Below are 23,503 nucleotides of genomic sequence, written 5' to 3'. Positions count from 1 at the left end.
CGGCGGAACCAGGCTTTTGCTTGAATGTTCCGTCAAGGGATCACGGGTAGGAGCCACCTTATGAGTCAGAATACGCTGAAAGTTCATGATTTAAATGAAGATGCGGAATTTGATGAGAATGGAGTTGAGGTTTTTGACGAAAAGGCCTTAGTTGAAGAGGAACCCAGTGATAACGATTTGGCCGAAGAGGAGCTGTTATCGCAGGGGGCAACACAGCGTGTGCTGGACGCGACTCAGCTTTACCTTGGTGAGATTGGTTATTCGCCACTGTTAACGGCCGAAGAAGAAGTTTATTTTGCGCGTCGCGCACTGCGTGGTGATGTCGCCTCTCGCCGCCGGATGATCGAGAGTAACTTGCGTCTGGTGGTAAAAATTGCCCGCCGTTATGGCAATCGTGGTCTGGCGCTGCTGGACCTTATCGAAGAGGGCAACCTGGGGCTGATCCGCGCGGTTGAGAAGTTTGACCCGGAACGTGGTTTCCGCTTCTCTACATACGCAACCTGGTGGATTCGCCAGACGATCGAACGGGCCATTATGAACCAAACCCGTACTATTCGTTTGCCGATTCACATCGTAAAGGAGCTGAACGTTTACCTGCGAACCGCACGTGAGTTGTCCCATAAGCTGGACCACGAACCGAGTGCGGAAGAGATAGCAGAGCAACTGGATAAGCCGGTTGATGACGTCAGCCGTATGCTTCGTCTTAACGAGCGCATTACCTCGGTAGACACCCCACTGGGTGGTGATTCCGAAAAAGCGTTGCTGGACATCCTGGCCGATGAAAAAGAAAACGGTCCGGAAGACACCACGCAAGATGACGATATGAAACAAAGCATCGTCAAATGGCTGTTCGAACTGAACGCCAAGCAGCGTGAAGTGCTGGCACGTCGATTCGGTTTGCTGGGGTACGAAGCGGCAACACTGGAAGATGTAGGTCGTGAAATTGGCCTCACCCGTGAACGTGTTCGCCAGATTCAGGTTGAAGGCCTGCGCCGTCTGCGTGAGATTTTGCAGACTCAGGGGCTGAATATCGAAGCGCTGTTCCGCGAATAATAAGCATCTGTCAGAAAGGCCAGTCTCAAGCGAGGCTGGCCTTTTTCTTTTGTCTGGAGAGTCGGTTTTTAGGCTGGATAAGACGCGCGGGCGTCGCATCCGGCAATCAGCATCCTATTTGTTCATCATCTTGCGCACCAGTTGCATAAACAGTTTCTGCTCTTCTCCACTCAAACGTCCCAAAAACTCCTCATCCACACTGTCACCAATCGGTATCGCCGCAGCAAGTACCTTTTCTCCTTCGGCAGTCAGCCAGACAAAACGCCGCCGCTTATCGACGGTGTCATGCTCTCGTCTGACCAGGCCACGATTTTCCATTCTTGCCAGAATTTCTGCCAGCGTTGCCTTGGTGCTGACTGCTGCTTCCATCAGCGCCACCTGTTCGATACCAGGCTTATCAGCAATGGCGCGCATCACGGCGTACTGCGGTTTGGTCAGGTCAGGCAACTCATGCTGCCAGCGAGACGTGTGCTGCTGAAAAAGCTGTCGTAACTGATGGAACGCTTTATTTCGTAACGCCATGTAAACTCCGGGCTAACTTTCTGTCGCTATCATAGCGGTTTTTTAGTGACGAAGGGGATGTTGTTACTTTTCCGCACTTGCCGCTATGTGAATAGAAGGGTATGTTAATAATAACGTTCGTGTACGAACAATTAAGGGAATAAAAATGAGACTGATAGTCGGGATGACAGGGGCTACAGGTGCGCCTCTTGGTGTGGCATTACTGCAGGCACTAAAGAAGATGCCCGGTGTGGAAACACATCTTGTGATGTCGAAGTGGGCGAAAACCACCATTGAACTGGAAACGCCCTACAGTGTTCGCGATGTCGCTGCCCTGGCAGACTACTGCCATAACCCGGCGGATCAGGCGGCGACTATCTCCTCAGGTTCCTTTCGTACCGATGGAATGATCGTCATTCCGTGCAGTATGAAGACGCTGGCTGGTATTCGTGCTGGCTATGCCGATGGGCTGGTGGGGCGCGCTGCTGATGTTGTTCTTAAAGAAGGGCGCAAGCTGGTGCTGGTGCCGCGTGAAATGCCGCTCAGTACTATCCACCTTGAAAATATGCTCGCGCTTTCCCGTATGGGCGTGGCGATGATACCGCCCATGCCTGCCTTCTATAACCATCCCGAAACGGTAGATGACATTGTCCACCACGTGGTAGCTCGCGTGCTGGATCAGTTTGGCCTCGAACATCCTCAAGCCAGGCGCTGGCAAGGATTGCCGCAGTCCGGGAGTTTTTCTCAGGAGAATGAGTAATGGCTTTTGATGATTTACGCAGTTTTTTACAGGCGCTTGATGACCACGGTCAGTTGCTGAAAATCAGCGAAGAGGTGAATGCCGAGCCAGATCTGGCCGCTGCTGCCAACGCCACCGGGCGCATCGGCGACGGCGCGCCTGCACTGTGGTTTGATAATATTCGCGGCTTTACCGATGCCCGCGTGGCGATGAACACCATCGGTTCCTGGCAGAACCACGCGATTTCCCTCGGCCTGCCGCCAAACACGCCGGTTAAAAAACAGATTGATGAGTTTATCCGCCGCTGGGATAACTTCCCGATTGCCCCGGAGCGTCGCGCAAATCCAGCCTGGGCGCAGAACACTGTCGATGGCGAAGAGATTAACCTGTTCGATATCCTGCCACTGTTTCGTTTAAACGACGGCGATGGTGGATTCTATCTCGATAAAGCCTGCGTGGTTTCCCGCGACCCACTCGACCCGGAAAACTTCGGTAAGCAGAATGTCGGCATCTACCGTATGGAAGTGAAGGGCAAACGTAAGCTCGGCCTGCAACCGGTGCCGATGCACGATATCGCCCTGCATCTGCATAAAGCGGAAGAGCGCGGTGAAGATCTGCCGATTGCCATCACGTTGGGTAACGATCCTATCATTACCCTGATGGGGGCCACTCCGCTGAAATATGATCAGTCCGAATATGAAATGGCGGGCGCGTTGCGCGAAAACCCGTACCCGATAGCTACCGCCCCGCTGACCGGTTTTGATGTGCCGTGGGGCTCGGAAGTGATCCTCGAAGGCGTTATCGAAAGCCGCAAACGTGAAATTGAAGGGCCGTTCGGTGAGTTTACCGGCCACTACTCCGGCGGGCGCAATATGACCGTGGTGCGCATCGATAAAGTCTCTTACCGCACCAAACCGATTTTTGAATCGCTGTACCTCGGCATGCCGTGGACCGAAATCGACTACCTGATGGGGCCTGCCACCTGCGTGCCGCTGTATCAGCAACTGAAAGCCGAGTTCCCGGAAGTGCAGGCGGTGAACGCCATGTACACCCATGGCCTGCTGGCGATAATCTCCACCAAAAAACGCTACGGCGGCTTTGCCCGCGCGGTGGGCCTGCGTGTGATGACCACGCCGCACGGTCTGGGCTACGTAAAGATGGTGATTATGGTCGATGAAGACGTTGACCCGTTCAACCTGCCGCAGGTGATGTGGGCGCTCTCGTCGAAAGTGAACCCGGCAGGGGATTTGGTGCAGTTGCCGAATATGTCCGTGCTGGAACTCGACCCTGGCTCAAGCCCGGCGGGGATCACCGACAAGCTGATTATCGACGCCACCACGCCTGTCGCCCCGGACAACCGTGGTCACTACAGCCAGCCGGTGGTGGACTTACCGGAAACCAAAGCCTGGGCTGAAAAACTGACCGCTATGCTGGCCGCACGTCAATAAGGAGAAGAAGATGATTTGTCCACGTTGTGCCGATGAACAGATTGAAGTGATGGCGAAATCGCCGGTGAAAGATGTCTGGACGGTCTACCAGTGCCAGCATTGCCTTTATACCTGGCGAGATACCGAACCGCTACGCCGCACCAGTCGCGAACATTACCCGGAAGCGTTTCGTATGACGCAGAAAGATATTGATGATGCGCCGATGGTGCCGAGCATTCCACCGCTGCTGGCGGAAGATAAGCGTTAATAAAAAAGTGCCGGGTAGAGGCTTTGCCTTACCCGGCCACGTTATTTAATTTTATAAAACGATAACCGTCCGCTCTCCGGCGAGCCGGTATCAATATAAACCTGGTTAGCAAATATCTGGATATTCGTAAACATCATATGCCCGAAGATAAAGAAATCGGCACCGATTATTTTTTTTAACTCACCTTTAAGCGATTTCTGAACACGCTCAACAGGCCAGAGTAATTCGCTTTGCGCTATTTTTTTACCGAACTGATACTCATCACCAGGATAATCTGCATGTACGACGACATATTTTATAATATCGTTGGTGATTTCAATAATATGCGGAAGGTTATGGAATCGCAGCAACAGATCTATTGCCTCTTTTTGTTCCGAATCATTTAGCTCAAAGAACCAGTCACCGCCACTGGTAAGCCACATATTGCCATCGCCAGTCGCGAAGGCATCAAGCGCCATCGCCTCGTGGTTGCCTTTAACCGACGTAAACCAGGGCTGGTTTAACAGGCGTAGCACGTTAAGGCTCTCCGGCCCACGATCAATATTATCGCCGACAGAAATAAGTAAGTCTGTTTCAGGGCAAAAAGAGAGTTGATGTAGGCGGGATTGTAATAATTGATAGTCACCATGAATATCACCAACGGCCCGTATATGGCGATAGTTATGAGCATCAATTTTTTGATAGCGTGTAGATGGCATGGTTTTACCCTGTAAAATAAGCTCTCTTATTATACAGGGTATTTTTATTTGATTCGTCAGTTGTCGTTAATATTCCCGATAGCAAATGACTATCGGGAATTATTTTTACACCAGACTCTTCAAGCGATAAATCCACTCCAGCGCCTGACGCGGGGTCAGTGAATCTGGGTCGAGATTTTCCAGTGCTTCGACCGCTGGCGAGGTTTCTTCCGGTACTGACAGCAAAGACATTTGCGTACCATCCACTTGTGTAGCGGCGGCGTTCGGCGAAATGCTCTCCAGTTCACGCAGTTTTTGCCGCGCGCGCTTAATCACATCTTTCGGCACGCCTGCCAGCGCAGCAACCGCCAGACCGTAGCTTTTGCTCGCTGCGCCGTCCTGCACGCTGTGCATAAAGGCGATGGTGTCGCCGTGCTCCAGCGCATCGAGATGCACGTTGGCGACGCCTTCCATTTTCTCCGGCAGTTGGGTCAGCTCGAAATAGTGGGTGGCAAACAGCGTCAACGCTTTAATCTTGTTCGCCAGATTTTCCGCACACGCCCATGCCAGCGACAGACCATCGTAAGTGGATGTCCCGCGTCCAATCTCATCCATCAACACCAGACTGTACTCGGTGGCGTTATGCAAAATATTGGCGGTTTCGGTCATCTCCACCATAAAGGTTGAACGTCCGGAAGCCAGATCGTCCGCTGCGCCTACGCGGGTGAAGATACGGTCAATCGGGCCAATTTCCACGCTTTGTGCAGGTACGTAACTGCCGATATACGCCATTAGCGCTATCAGTGCAGTCTGGCGCATATAGGTACTTTTACCGCCCATATTCGGACCAGTAATGATCAACATGCGACGCTGCGGCGACAGATTCAGCGGGTTGGCGATAAACGGTTCATTCAGTACCTGTTCAACCACCGGATGGCGGCCTTCAGTAATGCGAATGCCCGGTTTGTCGATAAAGGTCGGGCAGGTGTAGTTCAGCGTATACGCGCGTTCGGCAAGGTTCACCAGCACGTCGAGTTCTGCCAGCGCGCTCGCGCTCTGCTGCAACGCTTCCAGATGCGGCAACAGCAGGTCGAACAGCTCTTCATAAAGTTGTTTTTCAAGCGCCAGCGCTTTACCTTTTGAAGTGAGGACTTTGTCTTCGTACTCTTTCAACTCCGGAATAATATAGCGTTCGGCGTTTTTCAGCGTCTGGCGGCGCATATAGTTGATTGGCGCGAGGTGGCTTTGTCCACGGCTAATCTGAATGTAATAGCCGTGCACCGCGTTAAAGCCAACTTTCAGCGTGTCCAGACCGGTGCGTTCGCGCTCGCGGATTTCCAGACGCTCCAGATAATCGGTCGCGCCGTCAGCCAGCGCACGCCACTCATCCAGTTCTTCGTTATAGCCTGGAGCGATGACGCCACCGTCGCGCACCAGCACTGGCGGTGTCTCGATAATTGCCCGCTCCAGCAGGTCACGCAGCTCGGCAAACTCGCCCATTTTTTCACGCAGCGCCTGTACCGGTGCACTATCGACAGTTTCTAACTGCGCGCGCAGTTCCGGCAGTTGCTGGAAGGCATGACGCATACGAGCCAGATCGCGCGGGCGAGCGGTACGTAATGCCAGACGTGCCAGAATACGTTCCAGATCGCCGACCTGACGCAGTACCGGCTGTAACTCGGCGGTGAAATCCTGCAATGCGCCAATAGTTTGCTGGCGCTCAAGTAACACGCGGGTGTCGCGCACTGGCATATGCAGCCAGCGTTTCAGCATACGACTACCCATCGGTGTGACGGTGCAATCGAGCACGGAGGCCAGCGTATTCTCCACACCGCCCGCCAGGTTCTGGGTGATCTCCAGGTTACGACGTGTCGCAGCATCCATAATGATGCTGTCCTGCTCACGTTCCATAGTGATAGAACGAATATGCGGCAGGGTGGTGCGTTGGGTATCTTTCGCATACTGCAACAGGCAACCGGCAGCACAAAGCCCGCGTGGTGCGTTCTCGACGCCAAAACCAATCAGATCCCGAGTGCCAAATTGCAGGTTTAACTGCTGACGCGCGGTGTCGATTTCAAACTCCCACAGCGGACGGCGGCGCAGGCCGCGACGACCTTCAATCAACGACATCTCGGCGAAATCTTCTGCATAAAGCAGCTCCGCCGGATTGGTGCGTTGCAGTTCTGCCGCCATCGTTTCGCGGTCAGCCGGTTCGCTCAGACGAAAACGACCGGAACTGATATCCAGCGTCGCGTAACCGAAGCCTTTGCTGTCCTGCCAGATAGCCGCCAGTAGGTTGTCCTGACGCTCCTGCAACAGGGCTTCATCGCTGATAGTCCCTGGCGTGACGATTCGTACAACTTTGCGCTCAACCGGCCCTTTGCTGGTCGCCGGGTCGCCAATCTGTTCGCATATAGCAACCGACTCGCCCTGATTCACCAGTTTGGCGAGATAGTTTTCCACTGCATGGTAGGGAATACCTGCCATCGGGATCGGCTCGCCCGCAGATGCGCCGCGTTTAGTCAGTGAAATATCCAGCAGCTGCGACGCTCGTTTTGCGTCGTCATAAAACAGCTCGTAAAAGTCACCCATCCGGTAGAACAGCAGGATCTCAGGATGCTGGGCTTTCAGCTTGAGATACTGCTGCATCATCGGTGTATGGGCGTCGAAATTTTCTATTACACTCATGGAGTTAGGTCCGGTTCCCTGATGTTAAATGTAGTGTGATGGTTTTTATTTTCGTTGTAATCACATAAGGCGCACATGATACCGGAGTTAATCATTTCAGGGGAAGACGCGAAAGGTGAGTTCTTGATGTCGGTTCCGGGAAAAATGCTGCTTTACAGCGTTTGTTTGTTGACTGTGAAGAAGGCGTACAACATTGCGTTGGTTGAAGAAACCTCCTCCTTCAGAGCCATAGTCCCCTTTAAAATTAAGTTGTAATATAAATGCATCTTAAGAGTGTGGAGGCAGCATGTCCGGCAAGCGTATCTCTCGTGAAAAACTGACGATTAAAAAAATGATCGATCTTTATCAAGCGCAATGCCCGGAGGCGTCAGCCGAGCCGGAGCATTACGAGGAGCTGTTTGCTTACGCGCAGAAACGGCTGGATAAATGTGTGTTTGGCGAAGAGAAACCGGCCTGTAAGCAGTGCCCGGTGCACTGTTATCAGCCTGCAAAGCGTGAGGAGATGAAGCAGATTATGCGTTGGGCGGGGCCGCGAATGCTGTGGCGTCATCCGATCTTAACCGTGCGTCATCTGATTGATGATAAGCGTCCGGTGCCGGAACTGCCGGAAAAATATCGCCCGAAAAAACCACGTGAATAGCGTGCCGGATAGATCTTCCTGTCCGGCACTAGACGATTAAACCAATGCCGCTTTATCAATCCCCAGCCGTTTCATCCGTGACAGCAAGGTGGTGCGTTTTAACCCCAGACGTTGCGCAGCGCCTTTCGGACCCGCGACTACGCCGTTAGTCTCTTTTAATACGCGGACAATCAGTTGATATTCATCTTCGCCTTCCTGAGCGACGACCGTCGCGGCCGGCGGCGTTTCAGGTTCTGGCAGTGAGATATCGGGTAAAGAGAGTTGTAGAACGTTACCGCGAGTCAGCAGTACCGCGCGCTCAATAACATTTTCCAGCTCGCGCACGTTACCCGGCCATTCCATGTTGCTCAATATGCGCAGCGTCTCGGCAGGAATGCTGTCGATATTGCGCCCCAGGCGACGGGCAATTTTGAAGGTAAAGGCTTTCGCCAGCAGCGGAATATCTTCCGGACGCTCGCGCAGCGGCGGCAGGTGGATCGGGAAGACATTCAGGCGGTAATAGAGATCGCTACGGAACTCGCGGTCGGCGACCATTTTTTTCAGATCGCGGTTAGTCGCGGCGATTAAACGCACGTCTGTTTGAATGATTTTGTTGCTGCCGAGGCGTTCAAACTCCTGTTCCTGCAATACGCGCAGCAATTTCGGCTGTAACTCCAGCGGCATATCGCCCACTTCATCAAGGAACAGCGAGCTTTTATCCGCCAGTTCAAAACGACCGATGCGCTGGGCGCTGGCACCAGTAAAGGCACCACGCTCATGACCGAACAGATCGCTTTCCAGCAGTCCCGCAGGCATGGCGGCGCAGTTCATCTTCACCATTCGCCGACCATTACGGTTGCTAAGATTGTGGATCGCGCGGGCAATCAGTTCCTTACCCGTCCCCGTTTCACCAAGAATGAGTACGGTGCTGTCGCTTTGCGCTACCATCTCAACCTGCTTGAGCACGCTATACATGGCTTCGCTGCGACCAATAATCTCGCCAAATTCACTATCCACATTATTGAGCTGTTCAGTCAGAGCAAGGTTTTCATCAACCAGGCGCTCTTTCAGGCGATGGATTTCCTGGTAGGCGAGGGCGTTATCGACAGCGATTGCCACTCGTTCGGCAATCTGGCGCAGCAAACTCAGGTTGGTGGTGGTAAACGTTTTCTCTTCGCACTGCGCCAGTTTCAGCACGCCCAGCATGGTTTTACCAGACATCAGCGGTAACAGGCACAAGGTTTGAATCTGGTTGCCCCAGGTGTCGAACAACATGCGTTCGTAAGGGGCTAAATCATCTCGTTCGTGGAGATTAATCAGCAGCATCTCTTTGCTTTTGAATACGCGCTCAGTGAGAGTTCCGGCCTCATCAACTTCGCTCTGTTCGTGGGCAGGATGCTGTTTATCCAGATAGTGAGTGGAATAAATGTTGAGTTTGTTTTTGCGGTCGCTGCGTAAAACGATGCTGATATCGTCGATATCGAAGTAGTAGTGGATTTCTTTAGCCACTTCGCTGACCAGCTCGTCCATATCCAGGCGGGAAAGTACCGCGTTGGTGATGGCAACCAGGATGCGGAAGTTATCCCGTTCCCGGCATAGCAGTTCGTAGTCGACATTATTGATGACGCGGCTCTGAATTTGCTCGCTGACAACAGAAACAATCTGCGTAAATGTTTGCAGTCGATTGAACTCTTTTTCGCTCCACGGACGATCGTCATAACGAATAAATTCACAGCCGCCAAAAATATGTCCTTCCGCTGCCTGCGGCATCAGGCAATAGTGACCAAATTTGGGGTATAGCCCGCTCTCGGCCAGTTGCGGCCAGGTGTCACAAAACTCTTCGTAGCTGCAGTGCAGTGTGTCAGGACGCGATAAAATGCTGCGCACCGGACCATGTGCCAGAATGGTTTCGTCTTCGTATTTAATGGGATTGTCTTTGTCACGCGACGCGTAATAAGTCGCACGTTGAGCCTGCGCTTGCCACAACACAATAGCTGCGTTGTCGGCGAGCGCAGAACGCTTTACCAGTTGCGAAAGAGCCTCACACAGCGAGGCCAGATCGGGCTGCTGCAATAGTGTCCGAGTGATGTCGAACAACCCTTGTTGCCCGAGATCACTCATCGGTGTATACGACATGTTGTTCTTCCAGGAAAGCACCGCTAAGCGGTGCAAAAGGTAAATGACAAATTCCAGGGGCTATATTTTTATTAGCATATACGAGGTAGCGGTTCGGCATGTGGTAGATCGAGAGTTCGTTTCACGCCATAAAGTCCAGCGAGACGAACACCTTTACGCTCAACCACTTCGCCAATTAATGCCGCATCTTGTCCCAGTGGGTGGGAACGCAGCGCCGCCAGCACTTGCTCTGCCGCGTTACGCTCTACGGCAATCACCAGCTTACCTTCGTTGGCAAAGTTGAGGGCGTCCAGTCCCAGCAATTCGCAAACGCCACGCACGGCAGGTTTAACCGGCAGCGCTGCTTCTGAAAGTTCAATACCGCAACCACAGGTTGCCGCGAACTCATGAACTACCGCGTTCACTCCACCACGGGTAGCATCGCGCAGCGCTTTCACACCGGGAATGTCGCGCAGCGTCTGAATCAGCGGCGTCAGCACTGCGCAATCGCTGACCAGTTCGCCGTCCAGCCCCAGCTGCTCGCGCAGGTTAAGGATAGTTGCCCCGTGGTCGCCGAGCGTACCGCTAACCAGCAGAACATCGCCTGCGGTAAGCGTTTGTGCTCCCCAGTGAATATTCGCCGGGATCGCACCCATGCCGGCAGTATTGATAAACAGTTTATCCGCCGCCCCACGCTGTACTACTTTAGTATCGCCAGTGACGATGGAGATTCCTGCCGCACGGGCGGTTTCTGCCATGCTGGTAACTACCGCTTTCAGCGTCTCCATCGGTAATCCTTCTTCAAGGATAAATCCACAGGAGAGATAGCGTGGGATAGCGCCGCTGACCGCAACGTCATTGGCCGTACCGCAAATTGCCAACTTGCCAATATTTCCCCCAGGGAAGAACAGCGGGTCAATGACGTAGCTGTCGGTAGAGAACGCCAGACGGTCGCCTTCTGCCATTAATTGCGCCAGGTCAAGACGTGCCTGATCTTCCTGTTCTGCCAGCCACGGATTAGCAAACGCCTCCATAAACAGGCTGTTGATTAATTGCTGCATCGCCTGGCCGCCGCTGCCGTGGGCGAGTTGGATATTATTCACGCTTCACTCTCCTGCTGACGATACTGATACCATGCGGCACATGCTCCTTCGGAGGAAACCATAAGTGCGCCGAACGCGGTTTGAGGATTACAAGTGTTACCAAACAGCGGGCATTGATGCGGCTTACATTTGCCGGTCAATACTTCACCACAACGTGCGCGCGGGTCATCGCAAACCTGCTGCGGTGCCGGGCGGAAATGGGCTTCGGCATCGAATCGTTGATAATCCGGCGTCAGGTGCACGCCAGAAGATTCGATCACCCCAAGGCCGCGCCATTCGCTGTCGCCATTGACGCAGAAGACGTCAGCAATCGCCTGTTGTGCCAGCAAATTACCCGCATCTGGCACCACCCGCCGGTACTGATTCTCAACCTTGCTGTGGTCCGCTATTTTCTGCTCCACCAGCATCACCACGCCTTGCAGTAGATCAAGTGGTTCGAATCCAGCGACCACCAGAGGACGATGAAAATCACTGGCGATAAAATTATAGGCGTCGGTGCCAATCACCATACTGACGTGACCCGGCGCGAGAAACGCGTCGATGCCGTTATCGGGTTGTTCCAGCAAACTGCGCAGCGTAGGGATCAGCGTAATATGCTGACAGAAAAAGTAAAAGTTCTGCACATCGCGGGCTTTTGCCTGTTGCAGAGTGATAGCCGTGGTCGGCATGGTGGTTTCAAACCCTAAGCCGAAGAACACCACTTTGCGGGTTGGGTTCTCCTGCGCCAGTTTCAACGCATCCATTGGCGAGTAGACGATGCGCACATCGGCACCGCGTGCTTTTGCCTGCAACAGCGATCCCTGTTTCCCCGGTACGCGCATGGCGTCGCCAAAGGTACAGAAAATCACTTCCGGATGGCTGGCAATCTCCACGCAGGTGTCGATTCTGCCCATTGGCAGTACACACACCGGGCAACCAGGTCCGTGGATAAACTCAACATTTTCAGGCAGTAATTGGTCCAGGCCGAATTTAAAGATGGCGTGGGTATGACCGCCGCATACTTCCATAATGCGCAGCGGGCGGTCGGCAGTGTATGAAAGATGTGAAGCACGTTCGCGCAGATGCTCAATTAACTGCATCACCTGTTCCGGCGCGCGATATTCATCAACAAAACGCATTATTTTTCCTCGCCATACAACAGCGCGCCGACATCCGGCTCAACGTCAAACATATTTTGTAAGGCATCGAGAGTGTCCCGCGCTTCGGCTTCATTAATTACGCTCATGGCAAAACCAACGTGGACCAGTACCCACTGGCCTACGCGCGGCTGACCGTTTTCATCGCAACTGCCGACTAGCGTTAGGTCGACATCGCGCTGAATGCCGCAGACGTCGACTTTCGCCTGGTTGCCGTCAATGGTGCGAATCTGGCCAGGAACGCCTATGCACATCGCTGTGCCTCCAGCCAGTTCAGCCACTGGTCCATCCCTTCGCCGCTGGTAGCGGAAATGAGGATGATTTCAATTTCTGGGTTCACTTCGCGGGCGCAGGCGATGCACTTCTGAACGTCAAAGTTGAGATACGGCAGCAAATCAACTTTGTTGAGCAGCATCAGTGAGGCGGCGGCAAACATATGCGGATATTTCAGCGGCTTATCTTCACCCTCAGTGACCGAGAGCACCGCCACTTTATGTTTTTCACCCAGATCGAAACTGGCCGGGCATACGAGGTTACCAACGTTTTCGATAAACAGAATGCCGTTATCGTCCAGTGGCAGGCGCGGAGCGGCATCAGCAATCATCTGGGCATCAAGATGGCAGCCTTTACCGGTATTCACCTGAATCGCTGGTGTGCCGGTAGCGCGAATGCGGGCGGCATCGTTCACGGTTTGCTGGTCGCCTTCAATCACCGCACACGGAACGCTATCTTTCAGGCGCATTAAGGTTTCAGTCAGCAGCGTGGTTTTACCGGAACCAGGACTGGATACCAGGTTGAGCACCAGTTGATTACGGGCAGCAAAGCGCGCGCGGTTGCGTTCAGCCAGACGGTTGTTTTTGTCCAGCACGTCAATTTCGACTTCCAGCATCCGACGCTGGCTCATACCCGGCGCGTGAGTGCCAGCTTCACCGTGACCATAATGCAGGTCGCCTTCTTCGGTCTGGCTGGGGGTAAATTCAGGCGCTTTAATGCCGGTGATTTTCATCTTCGGCCGTGCCGCCGGGGCAAAAGGTGCGCTACGAAACGCGGAATGAGGGTTATGTTCATCACCCTCGATATACAGGTTGCCTTCACCGCAACCGCATGTTGTACACATCGCTCACTCCTGGTCTATTTCTATCCGCCGAATCTGTAAACCGTCGTCTGCCACAATGCGCAGCATGTCGCCATGACACTGTGGACAGCGGCGGACGCGCTGGGTCAGTAGCGTCACATATTGCTGGCATGTTTCACACCAGCATTCGGCCTCTTGTTCTTCGAGGTGCAGTTTACAACCTTCTGCCACGCTGCCACGGCAAACCAGATCAAAACAAAAGGCAAGAGAGCTGGTTTCGACACAAGAAAATGCGCCAATTTTGAGCCAGACCCCAGTTACGCGTTTTGCGCCGTGCTTTGCGGCCTGTTGTTCAATCAATTCCAGTGCCCGTTGGCAGAGGGTTATTTCGTGCATATCGCCTCCCATTAACTGTTGCCCGTGACAAGCAATAATTATGCCAGTGTTGATTATCCCTGATGTGAACAATGTCGATGATGTCGAAATGACACGTCGTCATGGCGTCGAAAGTCGACTATTTTATGGAAAACACATAAATAACAATAAGATAAAAATTGGCACAGAAAATGCTTAAGGGCAGGCATCTCTGTTAAACGGGTAACCTGACAATGACTATTTGGGAAATAAGCGAGAAAGCCGATTACATCGCACAGCGGCATCGTCGCCTACAGGACCAGTGGCATATCTACTGCAATTCGCTGGTTCAGGGGATCACGTTATCAAAAGCGCGCCTGCACCACGCCATGAGCTGCGCGCCAGATAAAGAACTCTGTTTCGTACTTTTTGAACATTTTCGCATTTACGTCACCCTGGCGGATGGTTTTAACAGCCACACCATCGAGTACTACGTCGAAACGAAAGACGGTGAAGATAAACAGCGGATAGCACAGGCTCAGTTAAGTATTGACGGCATGATTGATGGCAAGGTCAACATCCGTAATCGAGAACAGGTTCTGGAACACTATCTCGAAAAAATCGCTGGTGTTTACGACAGCTTATACACCGCCATTGAGAACAATACGCCGGTGAGTTTAAGCCAACTGGTAAAGGGACAAAGTTCAGCAGCATGAGCTGAAGCTTTGTCTGTTTTGCAGGCGTCATGCCTGTTTGGGGATGGGCGTGTCGATGAGTGTCGAAAATGACATTTTATCGGCATGTTTTCGTCAAAAATGACAATCACCTGAGGAATGCCCGGTGAATCGTTTTGTAATTGCTGACTCCACGCTCTGTATCGGCTGCCACACCTGTGAGGCCGCCTGTTCAGAGACGCATCGCCAGCACGGCCTTCAGTCTATGCCGCGCCTGAGAGTGATGCTTAATGATAAAGAATCTGCGCCGCAGCTCTGTCACCACTGTGAAGATGCGCCCTGTGCGGTAGTCTGCCCGGTTAACGCTATCACTCGTGTTGATGGTGCAGTCCAGCTGAATGAAAGTCTGTGCGTAAGCTGCAAACTGTGCGGCATCGCCTGCCCGTTTGGCGCCATTGAGTTTTCCGGCAGCCGTCCGCTGGATATTCCGGCAAATGCCAATACCCCGAAAGCGCCACCGGCACCGCCTGCTCCGGCGCGTGTCAGCACGCTGCTTGACTGGGTGCCGGGTATTCGCGCTATCGCCGTCAAATGTGACCTTTGTAGCTTTGATGAACAAGGCCCGGCCTGTGTGCGGATGTGCCCAACCAAAGCCCTGCATCTGGTGGATAACACCGATATCGCCCGCGTCAGCAAACGTAAGCGTGAGCTGACCTTTAACACGGACTTTGGCGATCTCACCTTGTTTCAGCAGGCTCAAAGTGGAGAGGCTAAATGAGCGCAATTTCACTGATCAATAGCGGCGTGGCGTGGTTTGCCGCCGCCGCTGTTCTGGCATTTCTCTTTTCTTTTCATAAGGCACTAAGTGGCTGGATTGCCGGAATTGGCGGCGCAGTCGGTAGCGTGTACACGGCAGCCGCGGGTTTCACCGTGCTGACTGGCGCGGTTGGCGTGAGCGGCGCGCTTTCGCTGGTGAGTTTCGATATTCAAATCTCTCCGCTTAACGCGATTTGGCTGATTACCCTCGGCCTGTGCGGTCTGTTTGTCAGCCTCTACAACATTGACTGGCATCGCCATGCGCAGGTGAAATGCAACGGCTTGCAGATCAATATGTTGATGGCTGCCGCCGTGTGTGCCGTCATCGCCAGCAACCTGGGCATGTTAGTGGTAATGGCTGAAATCATGGCTCTGTGCGCGGTGTTCCTCACCAGCAACAGCAAAGAGGGCAAACTGTGGTTTGCGCTGGGACGCCTCGGTACTTTACTGCTGGCGATTGCCTGCTGGCTGGTCTGGCAGCGTTACGGCACGCTGGATCTGCGCCTGCTGGATATGCGTGTGCAGCAACTGCCGCTCGGTTCCGATATCTGGCTGCTCGGCGTGATTGGTTTTGGCCTGCTGGCCGGGATTATCCCGCTGCACGGCTGGGTGCCGCAGGCTCATGCTAACGCCTCTGCGCCAGCTGCGGCGCTGTTTTCCACGGTGGTGATGAAAATCGGACTGCTGGGTATTTTAACTCTGTCTCTGCTGGGCGGTAATGCGCCGCTGTGGTGGGGAATTGCGCTGCTGGTGCTCGGCATGATCACTGCGTTCGTCGGCGGTCTGTATGCGCTGATGGAGCACAATATCCAGCGTCTGCTGGCTTACCACACACTGGAAAATATCGGCATCATCCTGCTGGGACTGGGCGCGGGTGTAACGGGTATTGCGCTCGAACAACCGGCGCTGATTGCTCTTGGCCTGGTCGGTGGTCTGTACCATCTGCTTAACCATAGCCTGTTCAAAAGCGTACTGTTCCTTGGGGCGGGGAGTGTCTGGTTCCGTACCGGTCATCGCGATATCGAAAAACTGGGTGGTATTGGCAAGAAAATGCCGGTTATCTCTATCGCCATGCTAGTCGGGCTGATGGCAATGGCTGCGCTGCCGCCGCTGAACGGTTTTGCTGGTGAATGGGTTATCTACCAGTCCTTCTTCAAACTGAGTAATAGCGGGACCTTCGTTGCCCGTCTGCTGGGGCCGCTGCTCGCCGTGGGTCTGGCGATTACCGGGGCGCTGGCGGTGATGTGTATGGCGAAAGTCTATGGCGTCACTTTCCTTGGCGCACCGCGTACCAAAGAAGCCGAAAACGCCACCTGTGCGCCGCTCCTGATGAGCATCAGCGTGGTGGCACTGGCGATTTGCTGCGTGATTGGCGGTGTTGCTGCGCCGTGGTTGCTGCCAATGCTGTCGGCTGCTGTACCTCTGCCGCTGGAGCCTGCCAACACCACCGTTTCTCAACCGATGATCACACTGCTGCTGATTGCCTGCCCGCTGCTGCCATTCATCATCATGGCGATTTGCAAAGGCGACCGTCTGCCGTCACGTTCCCGTGGCGCAGCCTGGGTGTGCGGCTACGACCACGAAAAATCAATGGTGATTACCGCTCACGGTTTTGCCATGCCGGTTAAACAGGCGTTTGCGCCAGTGCTGAAACTGCGTAAATGGCTGAATCCGGTGTCGCTGGTGCCGGGTTGGCAGTGCGAGGGGAGTGCGTTGCTGTTCCGCCGGATGGCGCTGGTTGAACTGGCGGTACTGGTGGTGATTATTGTTTCACGAGGAGCCTGAGAATGAGTGTTTTATATCCGTTAATTCAGGCGCTGGTGTTATTTGCCGTTGCGCCGCTGTTCTCCGGTATTACCCGCGTGGCACGCGCCCGTCTGCATAACCGTCGCGGGCCGGGCGTGTTGCAGGAGTATCGCGACATTATCAAACTGCTGGGCCGCCAGAGTGTTGGCCCGGATGCCTCCGGCTGGGTGTTCCGCCTGACGCCGTATGTGATGGTGGGCGTAATGCTGACTATCGCTACCGCGCTGCCAGTGGTGACCGTCGGTTCTCCGCTGCCGCAACTGGGCGATTTGATCACCTTACTGTATCTCTTTGCCATCGCGCGTTTCTTCTTTGCCATTTCCGGTCTGGATACTGGCAGCCCGTTTACCGCTATCGGCGCGAGCCGTGAAGCAATGCTCGGTGTGCTGGTCGAGCCGATGTTGCTGCTTGGCCTGTGGGTCGCCGCGCAGGTTGCCGGTTCCACCAACATCAGCAACATCACCGACACCGTTTATCACTGGCCTCTGAGCCAGAGCATTCCGCTGGTGCTGGCGCTCTGTGCCTGTGCATTCGCCACCTTCATCGAAATGGGCAAACTGCCGTTCGACCTGGCGGAAGCCGAGCAGGAGTTGCAGGAAGGCCCGCTCTCTGAATACAGCGGTAGCGGTTTTGGCGTAATGAAATGGGGTATCAGCCTGAAACAACTGGTGGTGTTGCAGATGTTCGTCGGAGTGTTTATTCCGTGGGGACAAATGGAAACCTTCACCGCTGGTGGACTGCTGCTGGCGCTGGTGATTGCCATCGTCAAACTGGTAGCCGGCGTACTGGTTATCGCGCTATTCGAAAACAGCATGGCCCGTCTGCGTCTTGATATTACTCCGCGCATTACCTGGGCTGGTTTTGGTTTTGCATTTTTAGCGTTCGTCTCCTTGCTGGCGGCGTGATTAAAGAGAGTTTGAGCATGTCTGAAGAAAAATTAGGTCAACATTATCTCGCTGCGCTGAATGAGGCATTTCCGGGCGTCGTGCTGGACCACGCCTGGCAGACGAAAGATCAGCTGACTGTCACCGTGAAGGTGAACTATCTGCCGGAAGTGGTGGAATTCCTCTACTACAAACAGGGCGGCTGGCTGTCGGTGCTGTTTGGTAACGATGAACGCAAACTGAACGGTCATTACGCCGTTTACTACGTTCTGTCGATGGAGAAAGGCACCAAGTGTTGGATCACGGTTCGCGTTGAAGTTGACGCCAACAAACCGGAATATCCGTCCGTGACACCGCGCGTTCCGGCGGCGGTCTGGGGCGAGCGTGAAGTGCGCGATATGTACGGTTTAATTCCGGTTGGACTGCCGGATGAACGGCGCCTGGTGCTGCCGGATGACTGGCCGGATGAACTCTACCCGCTGCGTAAAGACAGCATGGATTATCGTCAGCGTCCGGCGCCGACCACCGATGCTGAAACCTACGAGTTCATCAACGAACTGGGTGACAAGAAAAACAACGTCGTGCCGATTGGTCCGCTGCACGTCACTTCCGACGAACCGGGCCACTTCCGTCTGTTCGTTGATGGCGAAAACATTATCGACGCTGACTACCGCCTGTTCTATGTCCATCGAGGCATGGAAAAACTGGCGGAAACCCGCATGGGGTATAACGAAGTGACGTTCCTCTCTGACCGTGTGTGCGGGATCTGTGGCTTCGCCCACAGCACCGCCTACACCACGTCGGTGGAAAACGCGATGGGCATTCAGGTGCCAGAGCGTGCGCAGATGATCCGCGCCATTCTGCTGGAAGTGGAACGCCTGCACTCGCATCTGCTCAACCTTGGCCTCGCCTGCCACTTCACTGGCTTTGACTCCGGCTTTATGCAGTTCTTCCGCGTGCGCGAATCCTCCATGAAAATGGCGGAGATCCTTACCGGGGCGCGTAAAACTTACGGTCTGAACTTGATCGGCGGGATTCGTCGCGATCTGCTGAAAGATGACATGATCCAGACCCGCCAGCTGGCGCAGCAAATGCGTCGTGAAGTGCAGGAGCTGGTGGATGTGCTGCTGAGTACGCCAAACATGGAACAGCGTACCGTCGGCATTGGCCGTCTGGACCCAGAAATCGCCCGTGATTTCAGTAACGTCGGCCCGATGGTTCGCGCCAGCGGTCACGCCCGCGATACCCGCGCCGATCACCCGTTTGTTGGTTATGGTCTGCTGCCGATGGAAGTTCACAGCGAGCAGGGCTGCGACGTTATTTCACGTCTGAAAGTGCGTATCAACGAAGTCTTTACCTCGCTCAATATGATCGACTACGGCTTGGACAACCTGCCAGGCGGCCCGCTGGCGGTGGAAGGATTCACCTACATTCCACACCGCTTTGCGCTGGGCTTTGCCGAAGCGCCGCGTGGCGATGATATCCACTGGAGCATGACTGGTGACAACCAGAAGCTGTACCGCTGGCGCTGCCGTGCCGCGACCTACGCGAACTGGCCGACCCTGCGCTACATGCTGCGCGGCAACACCGTTTCCGATGCGCCGCTGATTATCGGTAGCCTCGACCCTTGCTACTCCTGTACTGACCGCATGACCGTGGTCGATGTGCGTAAGAAGAAGAGCAAAGTGGTGCCGTACAAAGAACTCGAGCGCTACAGCATTGAGCGTAAAAACTCGCCGCTGAAATAAGGAATCGCCATGTTTACCTTTATCAAAAAAGTCATCAAAACCGGCACGGCGACCTCGTCTTATCCGCTGGAGCCGATTGCGGTTGATAAAAACTTCCGTGGTAAGCCAGAGCAGAACCCGCAGCAGTGCATTGGCTGCGCGGCCTGCGTCAATGCCTGCCCGTCAAACGCCTTAACGGTTGAAACTGACCTCGCCACCGGCGAGCTGGCGTGGGAGTTCAATCTCGGGCGCTGCATCTTCTGTGGACGCTGTGAAGAAGTCTGCCCGACGGCGGCAATCAAACTGTCGCAAGAGTACGAACTGGCAGTGTGGAAGAAAGAAGACTTCCTGCAACAGTCCCGCTTCGCGCTGTGCAACTGCCGCGTCTGTAATCGTCCTTTCGCCGTCCAGAAAGAGATCGATTACGCCATTGCGCTGCTTAAGCACAATGGCGACAGCCGCGCGGAAAACCACCGCGAAAGCTTTGAGACTTGCCCGGAATGTAAGCGCCAGAAATGCCTGGTGCCGTCCGACCGTATTGAACTGACTCGCCATATGAAAGAGGCCATCTGATGAGCAATTTATTAGGCCCCCGTGACGCCAACGGCATTCCGGTCCCGATGACGGTGGATGAATCCATCGCCAGCATGAAGGCGTCGTTACTGAAAAAAATCAAACGTTCTGCCTACGTTTACCGCGTAGACTGTGGCGGCTGCAACGGCTGCGAAATAGAGATTTTCGCCACGCTTTCGCCGCTGTTCGATGCAGAACGCTTCGGCATTAAAGTCGTTCCGTCCCCGCGTCATGCGGATATTTTACTGTTTACCGGCGCGGTCACCCGTGCGATGCGATCCCCTGCGCTACGTGCGTGGCAGTCCGCGCCGGACCCTAAAATCTGTATCTCCTACGGTGCCTGCGGCAACAGTGGCGGCATTTTCCACGATCTCTACTGCGTGTGGGGCGGTACGGATAAAATCGTCCCAGTGGATGTCTACATTCCAGGTTGCCCGCCAACACCTGCCGCTACGCTGTACGGCTTTGCAATGGCGCTCGGCCTGCTGGAGCAGAAAATCCACGCCCGTGAGCCAGGCGAACTGGATGAGCAACCGGCAGAAATCCTGCACCCGGAAATGGTGCAGCCGCTGCGCGTGAAAGTAGATCGCGAAGCACGCCGCCTGGCGGGTTACCGTTATGGTCGCCAGATTGCCGATGATTTCCTGACACAGTTAGGGCAGGGCGAAGAGCAGGTTGCACGCTGGCTGGAAGCGGAAAACGATCCGCGTCTGAACGAGATTGTCAGCCATCTGAATCATGTTGTTGAAGAGGCGCGTATCCGATGAGTGAAAAGGTGGTGTTCAGTCAACTGAGCCGTAAATTTATTGATGAGAACGATGCCACGCCCGCCGAGGCGCAGCAGGTGGTCTATTACAGCCTGGCGATTGGTCACCACCTTGGGGTTATCGATTGCCTGGAAGCGGCGCTCACCTGCCCGTGGGATGACTATCTGGCATGGATTGCTACTCTGGAGGCGGGCAGCGAAGCCCGCCGCAAAATGGAAGGCGTGCCGAAGTATGGTGAGATCGTCATCGACATTAACCATGTGCCGATGCTGGCCAACGCATTCGATAAAGCCCGGGCAACGCAAACTTCGCAGCAGAAGGAATGGAGTACAATGCTGTTAAGTATGCTGCATGATATTCATCAGGAAAACGCCATCTATTTGATGGTGAGGAGACTGCGTGACTGACGTTTTACTTTGTGTTGGCAATAGCATGATGGGCGATGATGGCGCAGGTCCGCTGCTGGCGGAAAAGTGCGCCGCCGCGCCGAAAGGTAACTGGGTGGTGATTGACGGCGGTAGCGCACCGGAAAACGACATTGTCGCCATCCGCGAACTGCGCCCGACACGGCTGCTGATTGTCGACGCCACGGATATGGGGCTAAACCCCGGCGAGATCCGCATTATCGACCCGGATGACATCGCCGAGATGTTTATGATGACTACCCATAACATGCCGCTGAACTATCTCATCGACCAGTTGAAAGAAGACGTTGGCGAAGTGATTTTCCTCGGCATCCAGCCGGATATCGTCGGTTTTTACTACCCGATGACCCAGCCGATTAAAGATGCGGTAGAAACGGTTTATCAGCGACTGGAAGGCTGGGAAGGAAACGGCGGCTTCGCGCAGTTAGCGGTAGAAGAAGAGTAGTTTTTCAGTAAGGAATACAGGGAATTGAAAATCAGGACAGGGATGTGCGCTTTTTTATTGAGCTTAGTGTTGCCTGCGCAGGCCACCAGCTTTACCGAATATCTGCCAATGAGTGACAGCGAATACGCGCAAAAGCGGGCGCTGATACCTCTCCTGACTATGCCTTATTATACCGAGCAAAACTGGCATTTTAGAAAAGTCGGCGTTGCTGGCGTGACGCTTGAGAAGATGCCAAATGAAGAGGATGACTGGCAATTAACCGCAAAAGACCGCGCCGGTAAATCCTGGACTGTGCCTGTGGGTATGCTGGCAAACATGGCGGGCAATGGGCAACTCTATCGCGCCGATCTTGATCGTAACGGCATTCAGGATCTGGTTATCTGGTTACCCAGTGCCGGTAATGGTCTGGCTCCTTATGCACATTTAATCCTGTTGACGTTCACACACGAAGGTCGTCCCTGTGTCTTTGAACCCTGGGGATTCTACACCGCAAGCGAAACTGGCGTTGATGATTTGCTGGATTTGCAAGGTAATGGTCACACGCAATTGCTGGATATGCAGTTTGATTCCGGTTACTGGCTAACCAGTTTGTATCAGGTAAAAGACGCCAAATGGCAGCGTATTCACGGCTGGTTTGGTAAGTTAAGCTATCCCGCACTCACGCGTTTTACTTATACCCCCAACCGTAAACTCGTTCTCAAACCCATCGCTGGACGCGACCCGCAAACGGAAGATCTGACGCTGACGCAACGTTGTTTGATAACGGGGGATGTTCTTGATGGGGTGAATCAGAACTAATGGCAAACGCCAGATTGCCCGATGCGCTACGCTTATCGGGCCTACACTGATCCACCGCGACTCCCTCATTGCTCTTTTGCGATAAACACTGTCATCACATGTCATCGTCACTAGTGTCGATGACATCGTTTTTCCTGCACCACAGAATTTAATTTCCTTAAATAACAGTCAATTAAGAATTGGCATGATTTGTGTATGTATCGGCGCATTAACTGTCATTGCTGGAGAATTTGATGAACCGTTTCATCATTGCTGACGCGAGTAAATGTATTGGTTGCCGTACCTGTGAAGTGGCGTGCGTGGTTTCTCATCAGGAAAATCAGGACTGTGCATCGCTGACCCCGGAAACTTTTTTACCGCGTATCCATGTCATTAAAGGTGTGAACATTTCCACGGCGACAGTCTGCCGTCAGTGTGAAGATGCACCGTGCGCTAACGTCTGCCCGAATGGTGCTATCAGCCGTGATAAAGGGTTTGTTCATGTGATGCAGGAACGCTGCATTGGTTGCAAAACCTGCGTTGTGGCTTGCCCGTATGGCGCGATGGAAGTGGTGGTGCGTCCGGTGATTCGCAACAGCGGCGCGGGACTTAACGTACGAGCTGACAAAGCCGAAGCTAATAAATGCGACCTCTGTAACCATCGTGAAGACGGCCCGGCGTGTATGGCGGCTTGCCCGACCCATGCGCTGATTTGTGTCGATCGTAATAAACTTGAACAGTTGAGCGCAGAAAAACGCCGCCGCACAGCGCTGATGTTCTAAAAATCTTACAGAACTGTTCTGGCATCAAAGGAATTCCCGGAAATATTCGTAGAATACGGAGTGGGCGATATC

At 53.9% G+C, this 23,503-nt stretch carries 25 protein-coding genes; 16 read left to right on the top strand and 9 right to left on the bottom strand.

Annotated features, from left to right (window positions below; all coding sequences use genetic code 11):
- Positions 1-60 precede the first annotated feature (60 nt).
- Positions 61-1,053, top strand: coding sequence for an RNA polymerase sigma factor RpoS (rpoS, locus tag H9644_RS06000; RefSeq protein WP_000081550.1), 993 nt, complete (start codon positions 61-63; stop codon positions 1,051-1,053).
- A gap of 114 nt (positions 1,054-1,167) precedes the next feature.
- Here the strand turns inward: rpoS and H9644_RS05995 are convergent, their stop codons facing one another.
- Entirely contained in the window at positions 1,168-1,575 is a 408-nt protein-coding gene (locus tag H9644_RS05995) for a MarR family winged helix-turn-helix transcriptional regulator (RefSeq protein ID WP_064528108.1), read from the bottom strand.
- A gap of 145 nt (positions 1,576-1,720) precedes the next feature.
- Between H9644_RS05995 and H9644_RS05990 the strand changes: the two genes are divergently transcribed.
- Genes H9644_RS05990 through H9644_RS05980 form a run of 3 tightly spaced genes read left to right on the top strand, consistent with a single transcriptional unit; the run spans position 1,721 to position 3,988 of the window.
- Complete coding sequence (locus H9644_RS05990) at positions 1,721-2,314, top strand: non-oxidative hydroxyarylic acid decarboxylases subunit B (RefSeq protein WP_064528105.1); 594 nt, start codon at positions 1,721-1,723, stop codon at positions 2,312-2,314.
- Complete coding sequence (locus tag H9644_RS05985) at positions 2,314-3,741, top strand: non-oxidative hydroxyarylic acid decarboxylases subunit C (protein WP_191773750.1); 1,428 nt, start codon at positions 2,314-2,316, stop codon at positions 3,739-3,741. The genes H9644_RS05990 and H9644_RS05985 overlap by 1 nt, the downstream gene beginning before the upstream one ends.
- A 10-nt stretch (positions 3,742-3,751) precedes the next feature.
- Entirely contained in the window at positions 3,752-3,988 is a 237-nt protein-coding gene (locus H9644_RS05980) for a non-oxidative hydroxyarylic acid decarboxylases subunit D (RefSeq protein WP_015963262.1), read from the top strand.
- 41 nt (positions 3,989-4,029) lie between these two features.
- On the opposite strand, the gene pphB is transcribed toward H9644_RS05980, so the two are convergent.
- Positions 4,030-4,686, bottom strand: a complete 657-nt coding sequence (gene pphB, locus H9644_RS05975) for a protein-serine/threonine phosphatase (protein ID WP_191773747.1) — start codon at positions 4,684-4,686, stop codon at positions 4,030-4,032.
- 105 nt (positions 4,687-4,791) lie between these two features.
- The gene (gene mutS / locus H9644_RS05970) at positions 4,792-7,353 is read right to left on the bottom strand and encodes a DNA mismatch repair protein MutS (protein WP_064528097.1); all 2,562 of its coding nucleotides are present in this window, start codon (positions 7,351-7,353) and stop codon (positions 4,792-4,794) included.
- Between the two features lie 286 nt (positions 7,354-7,639).
- Here mutS and H9644_RS05965 point away from each other — a divergent pair, with 286 nt between their 5' ends.
- Positions 7,640-7,993: a nitrous oxide-stimulated promoter family protein gene (locus H9644_RS05965; RefSeq protein ID WP_191773745.1), complete on the top strand. Its 354-nt coding sequence runs from the start codon at positions 7,640-7,642 to the stop codon at positions 7,991-7,993.
- A gap of 36 nt (positions 7,994-8,029) precedes the next feature.
- On the opposite strand, the gene flhA is transcribed toward H9644_RS05965, so the two are convergent.
- From flhA to hypA, 6 genes are all read right to left on the bottom strand, one after another.
- Positions 8,030-10,108, bottom strand: coding sequence for a formate hydrogenlyase transcriptional activator FlhA (gene flhA / locus H9644_RS05960; protein ID WP_191773742.1), 2,079 nt, complete (start codon positions 10,106-10,108; stop codon positions 8,030-8,032).
- A 71-nt stretch (positions 10,109-10,179) separates the two neighbouring features.
- Positions 10,180-11,190, bottom strand: coding sequence for a hydrogenase maturation carbamoyl dehydratase HypE (gene hypE, locus H9644_RS05955; protein WP_191773739.1), 1,011 nt, complete (start codon positions 11,188-11,190; stop codon positions 10,180-10,182).
- Positions 11,187-12,308 carry a hydrogenase formation protein HypD gene (gene hypD, locus H9644_RS05950; protein WP_064528083.1) on the bottom strand — a complete coding sequence of 374 codons (1,122 nt, stop codon included), beginning with the start codon at positions 12,306-12,308 and terminating at the stop codon, positions 11,187-11,189. Before hypD ends, hypE begins: the two co-directional genes overlap by 4 nt.
- The gene (hypC, locus tag H9644_RS05945) at positions 12,308-12,580 is read right to left on the bottom strand and encodes a hydrogenase 3 maturation protein HypC (protein ID WP_000334881.1); all 273 of its coding nucleotides are present in this window, start codon (positions 12,578-12,580) and stop codon (positions 12,308-12,310) included. Before hypC ends, hypD begins: the two co-directional genes overlap by 1 nt.
- The gene (hypB, locus tag H9644_RS05940; protein WP_191773730.1) at positions 12,571-13,443 is read right to left on the bottom strand and encodes a hydrogenase nickel incorporation protein HypB; all 873 of its coding nucleotides are present in this window, start codon (positions 13,441-13,443) and stop codon (positions 12,571-12,573) included. The genes hypC and hypB overlap by 10 nt, the downstream gene beginning before the upstream one ends.
- Before the next feature lie 3 nt (positions 13,444-13,446).
- Positions 13,447-13,797, bottom strand: a complete 351-nt coding sequence (hypA, locus tag H9644_RS05935; RefSeq protein WP_001516945.1) for a hydrogenase maturation nickel metallochaperone HypA — start codon at positions 13,795-13,797, stop codon at positions 13,447-13,449.
- 212 nt (positions 13,798-14,009) lie between these two features.
- On the opposite strand from hypA, the gene hycA reads away from it, so the two are divergent.
- The 11 genes from hycA to hydN all read left to right on the top strand — a co-directional run bounded on the left by hycA (position 14,010) and on the right by hydN (position 23,431).
- A complete protein-coding gene (hycA, locus tag H9644_RS05930; protein WP_064528080.1) occupies positions 14,010-14,471 on the top strand; it encodes a formate hydrogenlyase regulator HycA in 462 nt (153 codons plus the stop codon).
- Between the two features lie 124 nt (positions 14,472-14,595).
- A complete protein-coding gene (hycB, locus tag H9644_RS05925) occupies positions 14,596-15,207 on the top strand; it encodes a formate hydrogenlyase subunit HycB (protein WP_059268566.1) in 612 nt (203 codons plus the stop codon).
- Positions 15,204-17,030, top strand: coding sequence for a formate hydrogenlyase subunit 3 (gene hycC, locus H9644_RS05920; RefSeq protein WP_191773728.1), 1,827 nt, complete (start codon positions 15,204-15,206; stop codon positions 17,028-17,030). The genes hycB and hycC overlap by 4 nt, the downstream gene beginning before the upstream one ends.
- A 2-nt stretch (positions 17,031-17,032) precedes the next feature.
- On the top strand, positions 17,033-17,956 hold the full coding sequence (gene hycD, locus H9644_RS05915; RefSeq protein ID WP_191773726.1) for a formate hydrogenlyase subunit HycD: 924 nt from the start codon (positions 17,033-17,035) through the stop codon (positions 17,954-17,956).
- A 17-nt stretch (positions 17,957-17,973) separates the two neighbouring features.
- Positions 17,974-19,683: a formate hydrogenlyase subunit HycE gene (gene hycE / locus H9644_RS05910; protein ID WP_001288118.1), complete on the top strand. Its 1,710-nt coding sequence runs from the start codon at positions 17,974-17,976 to the stop codon at positions 19,681-19,683.
- A 9-nt stretch (positions 19,684-19,692) separates the two neighbouring features.
- A complete protein-coding gene (gene hycF, locus H9644_RS05905) occupies positions 19,693-20,235 on the top strand; it encodes a formate hydrogenlyase subunit HycF (protein WP_000493785.1) in 543 nt (180 codons plus the stop codon).
- The gene (gene hycG, locus H9644_RS05900; RefSeq protein ID WP_191773724.1) at positions 20,235-21,002 is read left to right on the top strand and encodes a formate hydrogenlyase subunit HycG; all 768 of its coding nucleotides are present in this window, start codon (positions 20,235-20,237) and stop codon (positions 21,000-21,002) included. Before hycF ends, hycG begins: the two co-directional genes overlap by 1 nt.
- Positions 20,999-21,409 (top strand): formate hydrogenlyase assembly protein HycH, encoded by a 411-nt coding sequence (gene hycH / locus H9644_RS05895; RefSeq protein WP_064528072.1) that lies wholly within the window; start codon positions 20,999-21,001, stop codon positions 21,407-21,409. The genes hycG and hycH overlap by 4 nt, the downstream gene beginning before the upstream one ends.
- The gene (gene hycI, locus H9644_RS05890; protein WP_064528070.1) at positions 21,402-21,872 is read left to right on the top strand and encodes a hydrogenase maturation peptidase HycI; all 471 of its coding nucleotides are present in this window, start codon (positions 21,402-21,404) and stop codon (positions 21,870-21,872) included. The genes hycH and hycI overlap by 8 nt, the downstream gene beginning before the upstream one ends.
- A 42-nt stretch (positions 21,873-21,914) precedes the next feature.
- Positions 21,915-22,670, top strand: a complete 756-nt coding sequence (locus tag H9644_RS05885) for a hypothetical protein (protein ID WP_064528068.1) — start codon at positions 21,915-21,917, stop codon at positions 22,668-22,670.
- A 233-nt stretch (positions 22,671-22,903) separates the two neighbouring features.
- Entirely contained in the window at positions 22,904-23,431 is a 528-nt protein-coding gene (gene hydN / locus H9644_RS05880) for an electron transport protein HydN (protein ID WP_001078777.1), read from the top strand.
- Positions 23,432-23,503 lie beyond the last annotated feature (72 nt).

This window comes from Escherichia whittamii, from assembly GCF_014836715.1.
GTDB classification, from domain to species: Bacteria; Pseudomonadota; Gammaproteobacteria; order Enterobacterales; family Enterobacteriaceae; genus Escherichia; species Escherichia whittamii.
Note: the sequence above shows the minus strand (reverse complement) of the source record. Positions and strands in the feature narration are given on the sequence as shown.

Bases quoted from the DNA above. Each gene is read 5' to 3' on its own strand.
- hycF (WP_000493785.1), top strand. From the start codon at position 19,693: ATGTTTACCTTTATCAAAAAAGTCATCAAAACCGGCACGGCGACCTCG.
- H9644_RS05965 (WP_191773745.1), top strand. From the start codon at position 7,640: ATGTCCGGCAAGCGTATCTCTCGTGAAAAACTGACGATTAAAAAAATG.
- mutS (WP_064528097.1), bottom strand. From the start codon at position 7,353: ATGAGTGTAATAGAAAATTTCGACGCCCATACACCGATGATGCAGCAG.
- hypC (WP_000334881.1), bottom strand. From the start codon at position 12,580: ATGTGCATAGGCGTTCCTGGCCAGATTCGCACCATTGACGGCAACCAG.
- hycC (WP_191773728.1), top strand. From the start codon at position 15,204: ATGAGCGCAATTTCACTGATCAATAGCGGCGTGGCGTGGTTTGCCGCC.
- H9644_RS05990 (WP_064528105.1), top strand. From the start codon at position 1,721: ATGAGACTGATAGTCGGGATGACAGGGGCTACAGGTGCGCCTCTTGGT.
- H9644_RS05980 (WP_015963262.1), top strand. From the start codon at position 3,752: ATGATTTGTCCACGTTGTGCCGATGAACAGATTGAAGTGATGGCGAAA.
- hypD (WP_064528083.1), bottom strand. From the start codon at position 12,308: ATGCGTTTTGTTGATGAATATCGCGCGCCGGAACAGGTGATGCAGTTA.
- hycE (WP_001288118.1), top strand. From the start codon at position 17,974: ATGTCTGAAGAAAAATTAGGTCAACATTATCTCGCTGCGCTGAATGAG.
- rpoS (WP_000081550.1), top strand. From the start codon at position 61: ATGAGTCAGAATACGCTGAAAGTTCATGATTTAAATGAAGATGCGGAA.
- hydN (WP_001078777.1), top strand. From the start codon at position 22,904: ATGAACCGTTTCATCATTGCTGACGCGAGTAAATGTATTGGTTGCCGT.
- hycH (WP_064528072.1), top strand. From the start codon at position 20,999: ATGAGTGAAAAGGTGGTGTTCAGTCAACTGAGCCGTAAATTTATTGAT.
- pphB (WP_191773747.1), bottom strand. From the start codon at position 4,686: ATGCCATCTACACGCTATCAAAAAATTGATGCTCATAACTATCGCCAT.
- H9644_RS05985 (WP_191773750.1), top strand. From the start codon at position 2,314: ATGGCTTTTGATGATTTACGCAGTTTTTTACAGGCGCTTGATGACCAC.
- H9644_RS05885 (WP_064528068.1), top strand. From the start codon at position 21,915: ATGTGCGCTTTTTTATTGAGCTTAGTGTTGCCTGCGCAGGCCACCAGC.
- hypB (WP_191773730.1), bottom strand. From the start codon at position 13,443: ATGTGTACAACATGCGGTTGCGGTGAAGGCAACCTGTATATCGAGGGT.
- flhA (WP_191773742.1), bottom strand. From the start codon at position 10,108: ATGTCGTATACACCGATGAGTGATCTCGGGCAACAAGGGTTGTTCGAC.
- hycA (WP_064528080.1), top strand. From the start codon at position 14,010: ATGACTATTTGGGAAATAAGCGAGAAAGCCGATTACATCGCACAGCGG.
- hycG (WP_191773724.1), top strand. From the start codon at position 20,235: ATGAGCAATTTATTAGGCCCCCGTGACGCCAACGGCATTCCGGTCCCG.
- hycD (WP_191773726.1), top strand. From the start codon at position 17,033: ATGAGTGTTTTATATCCGTTAATTCAGGCGCTGGTGTTATTTGCCGTT.
- hypA (WP_001516945.1), bottom strand. From the start codon at position 13,797: ATGCACGAAATAACCCTCTGCCAACGGGCACTGGAATTGATTGAACAA.
- H9644_RS05995 (WP_064528108.1), bottom strand. From the start codon at position 1,575: ATGGCGTTACGAAATAAAGCGTTCCATCAGTTACGACAGCTTTTTCAG.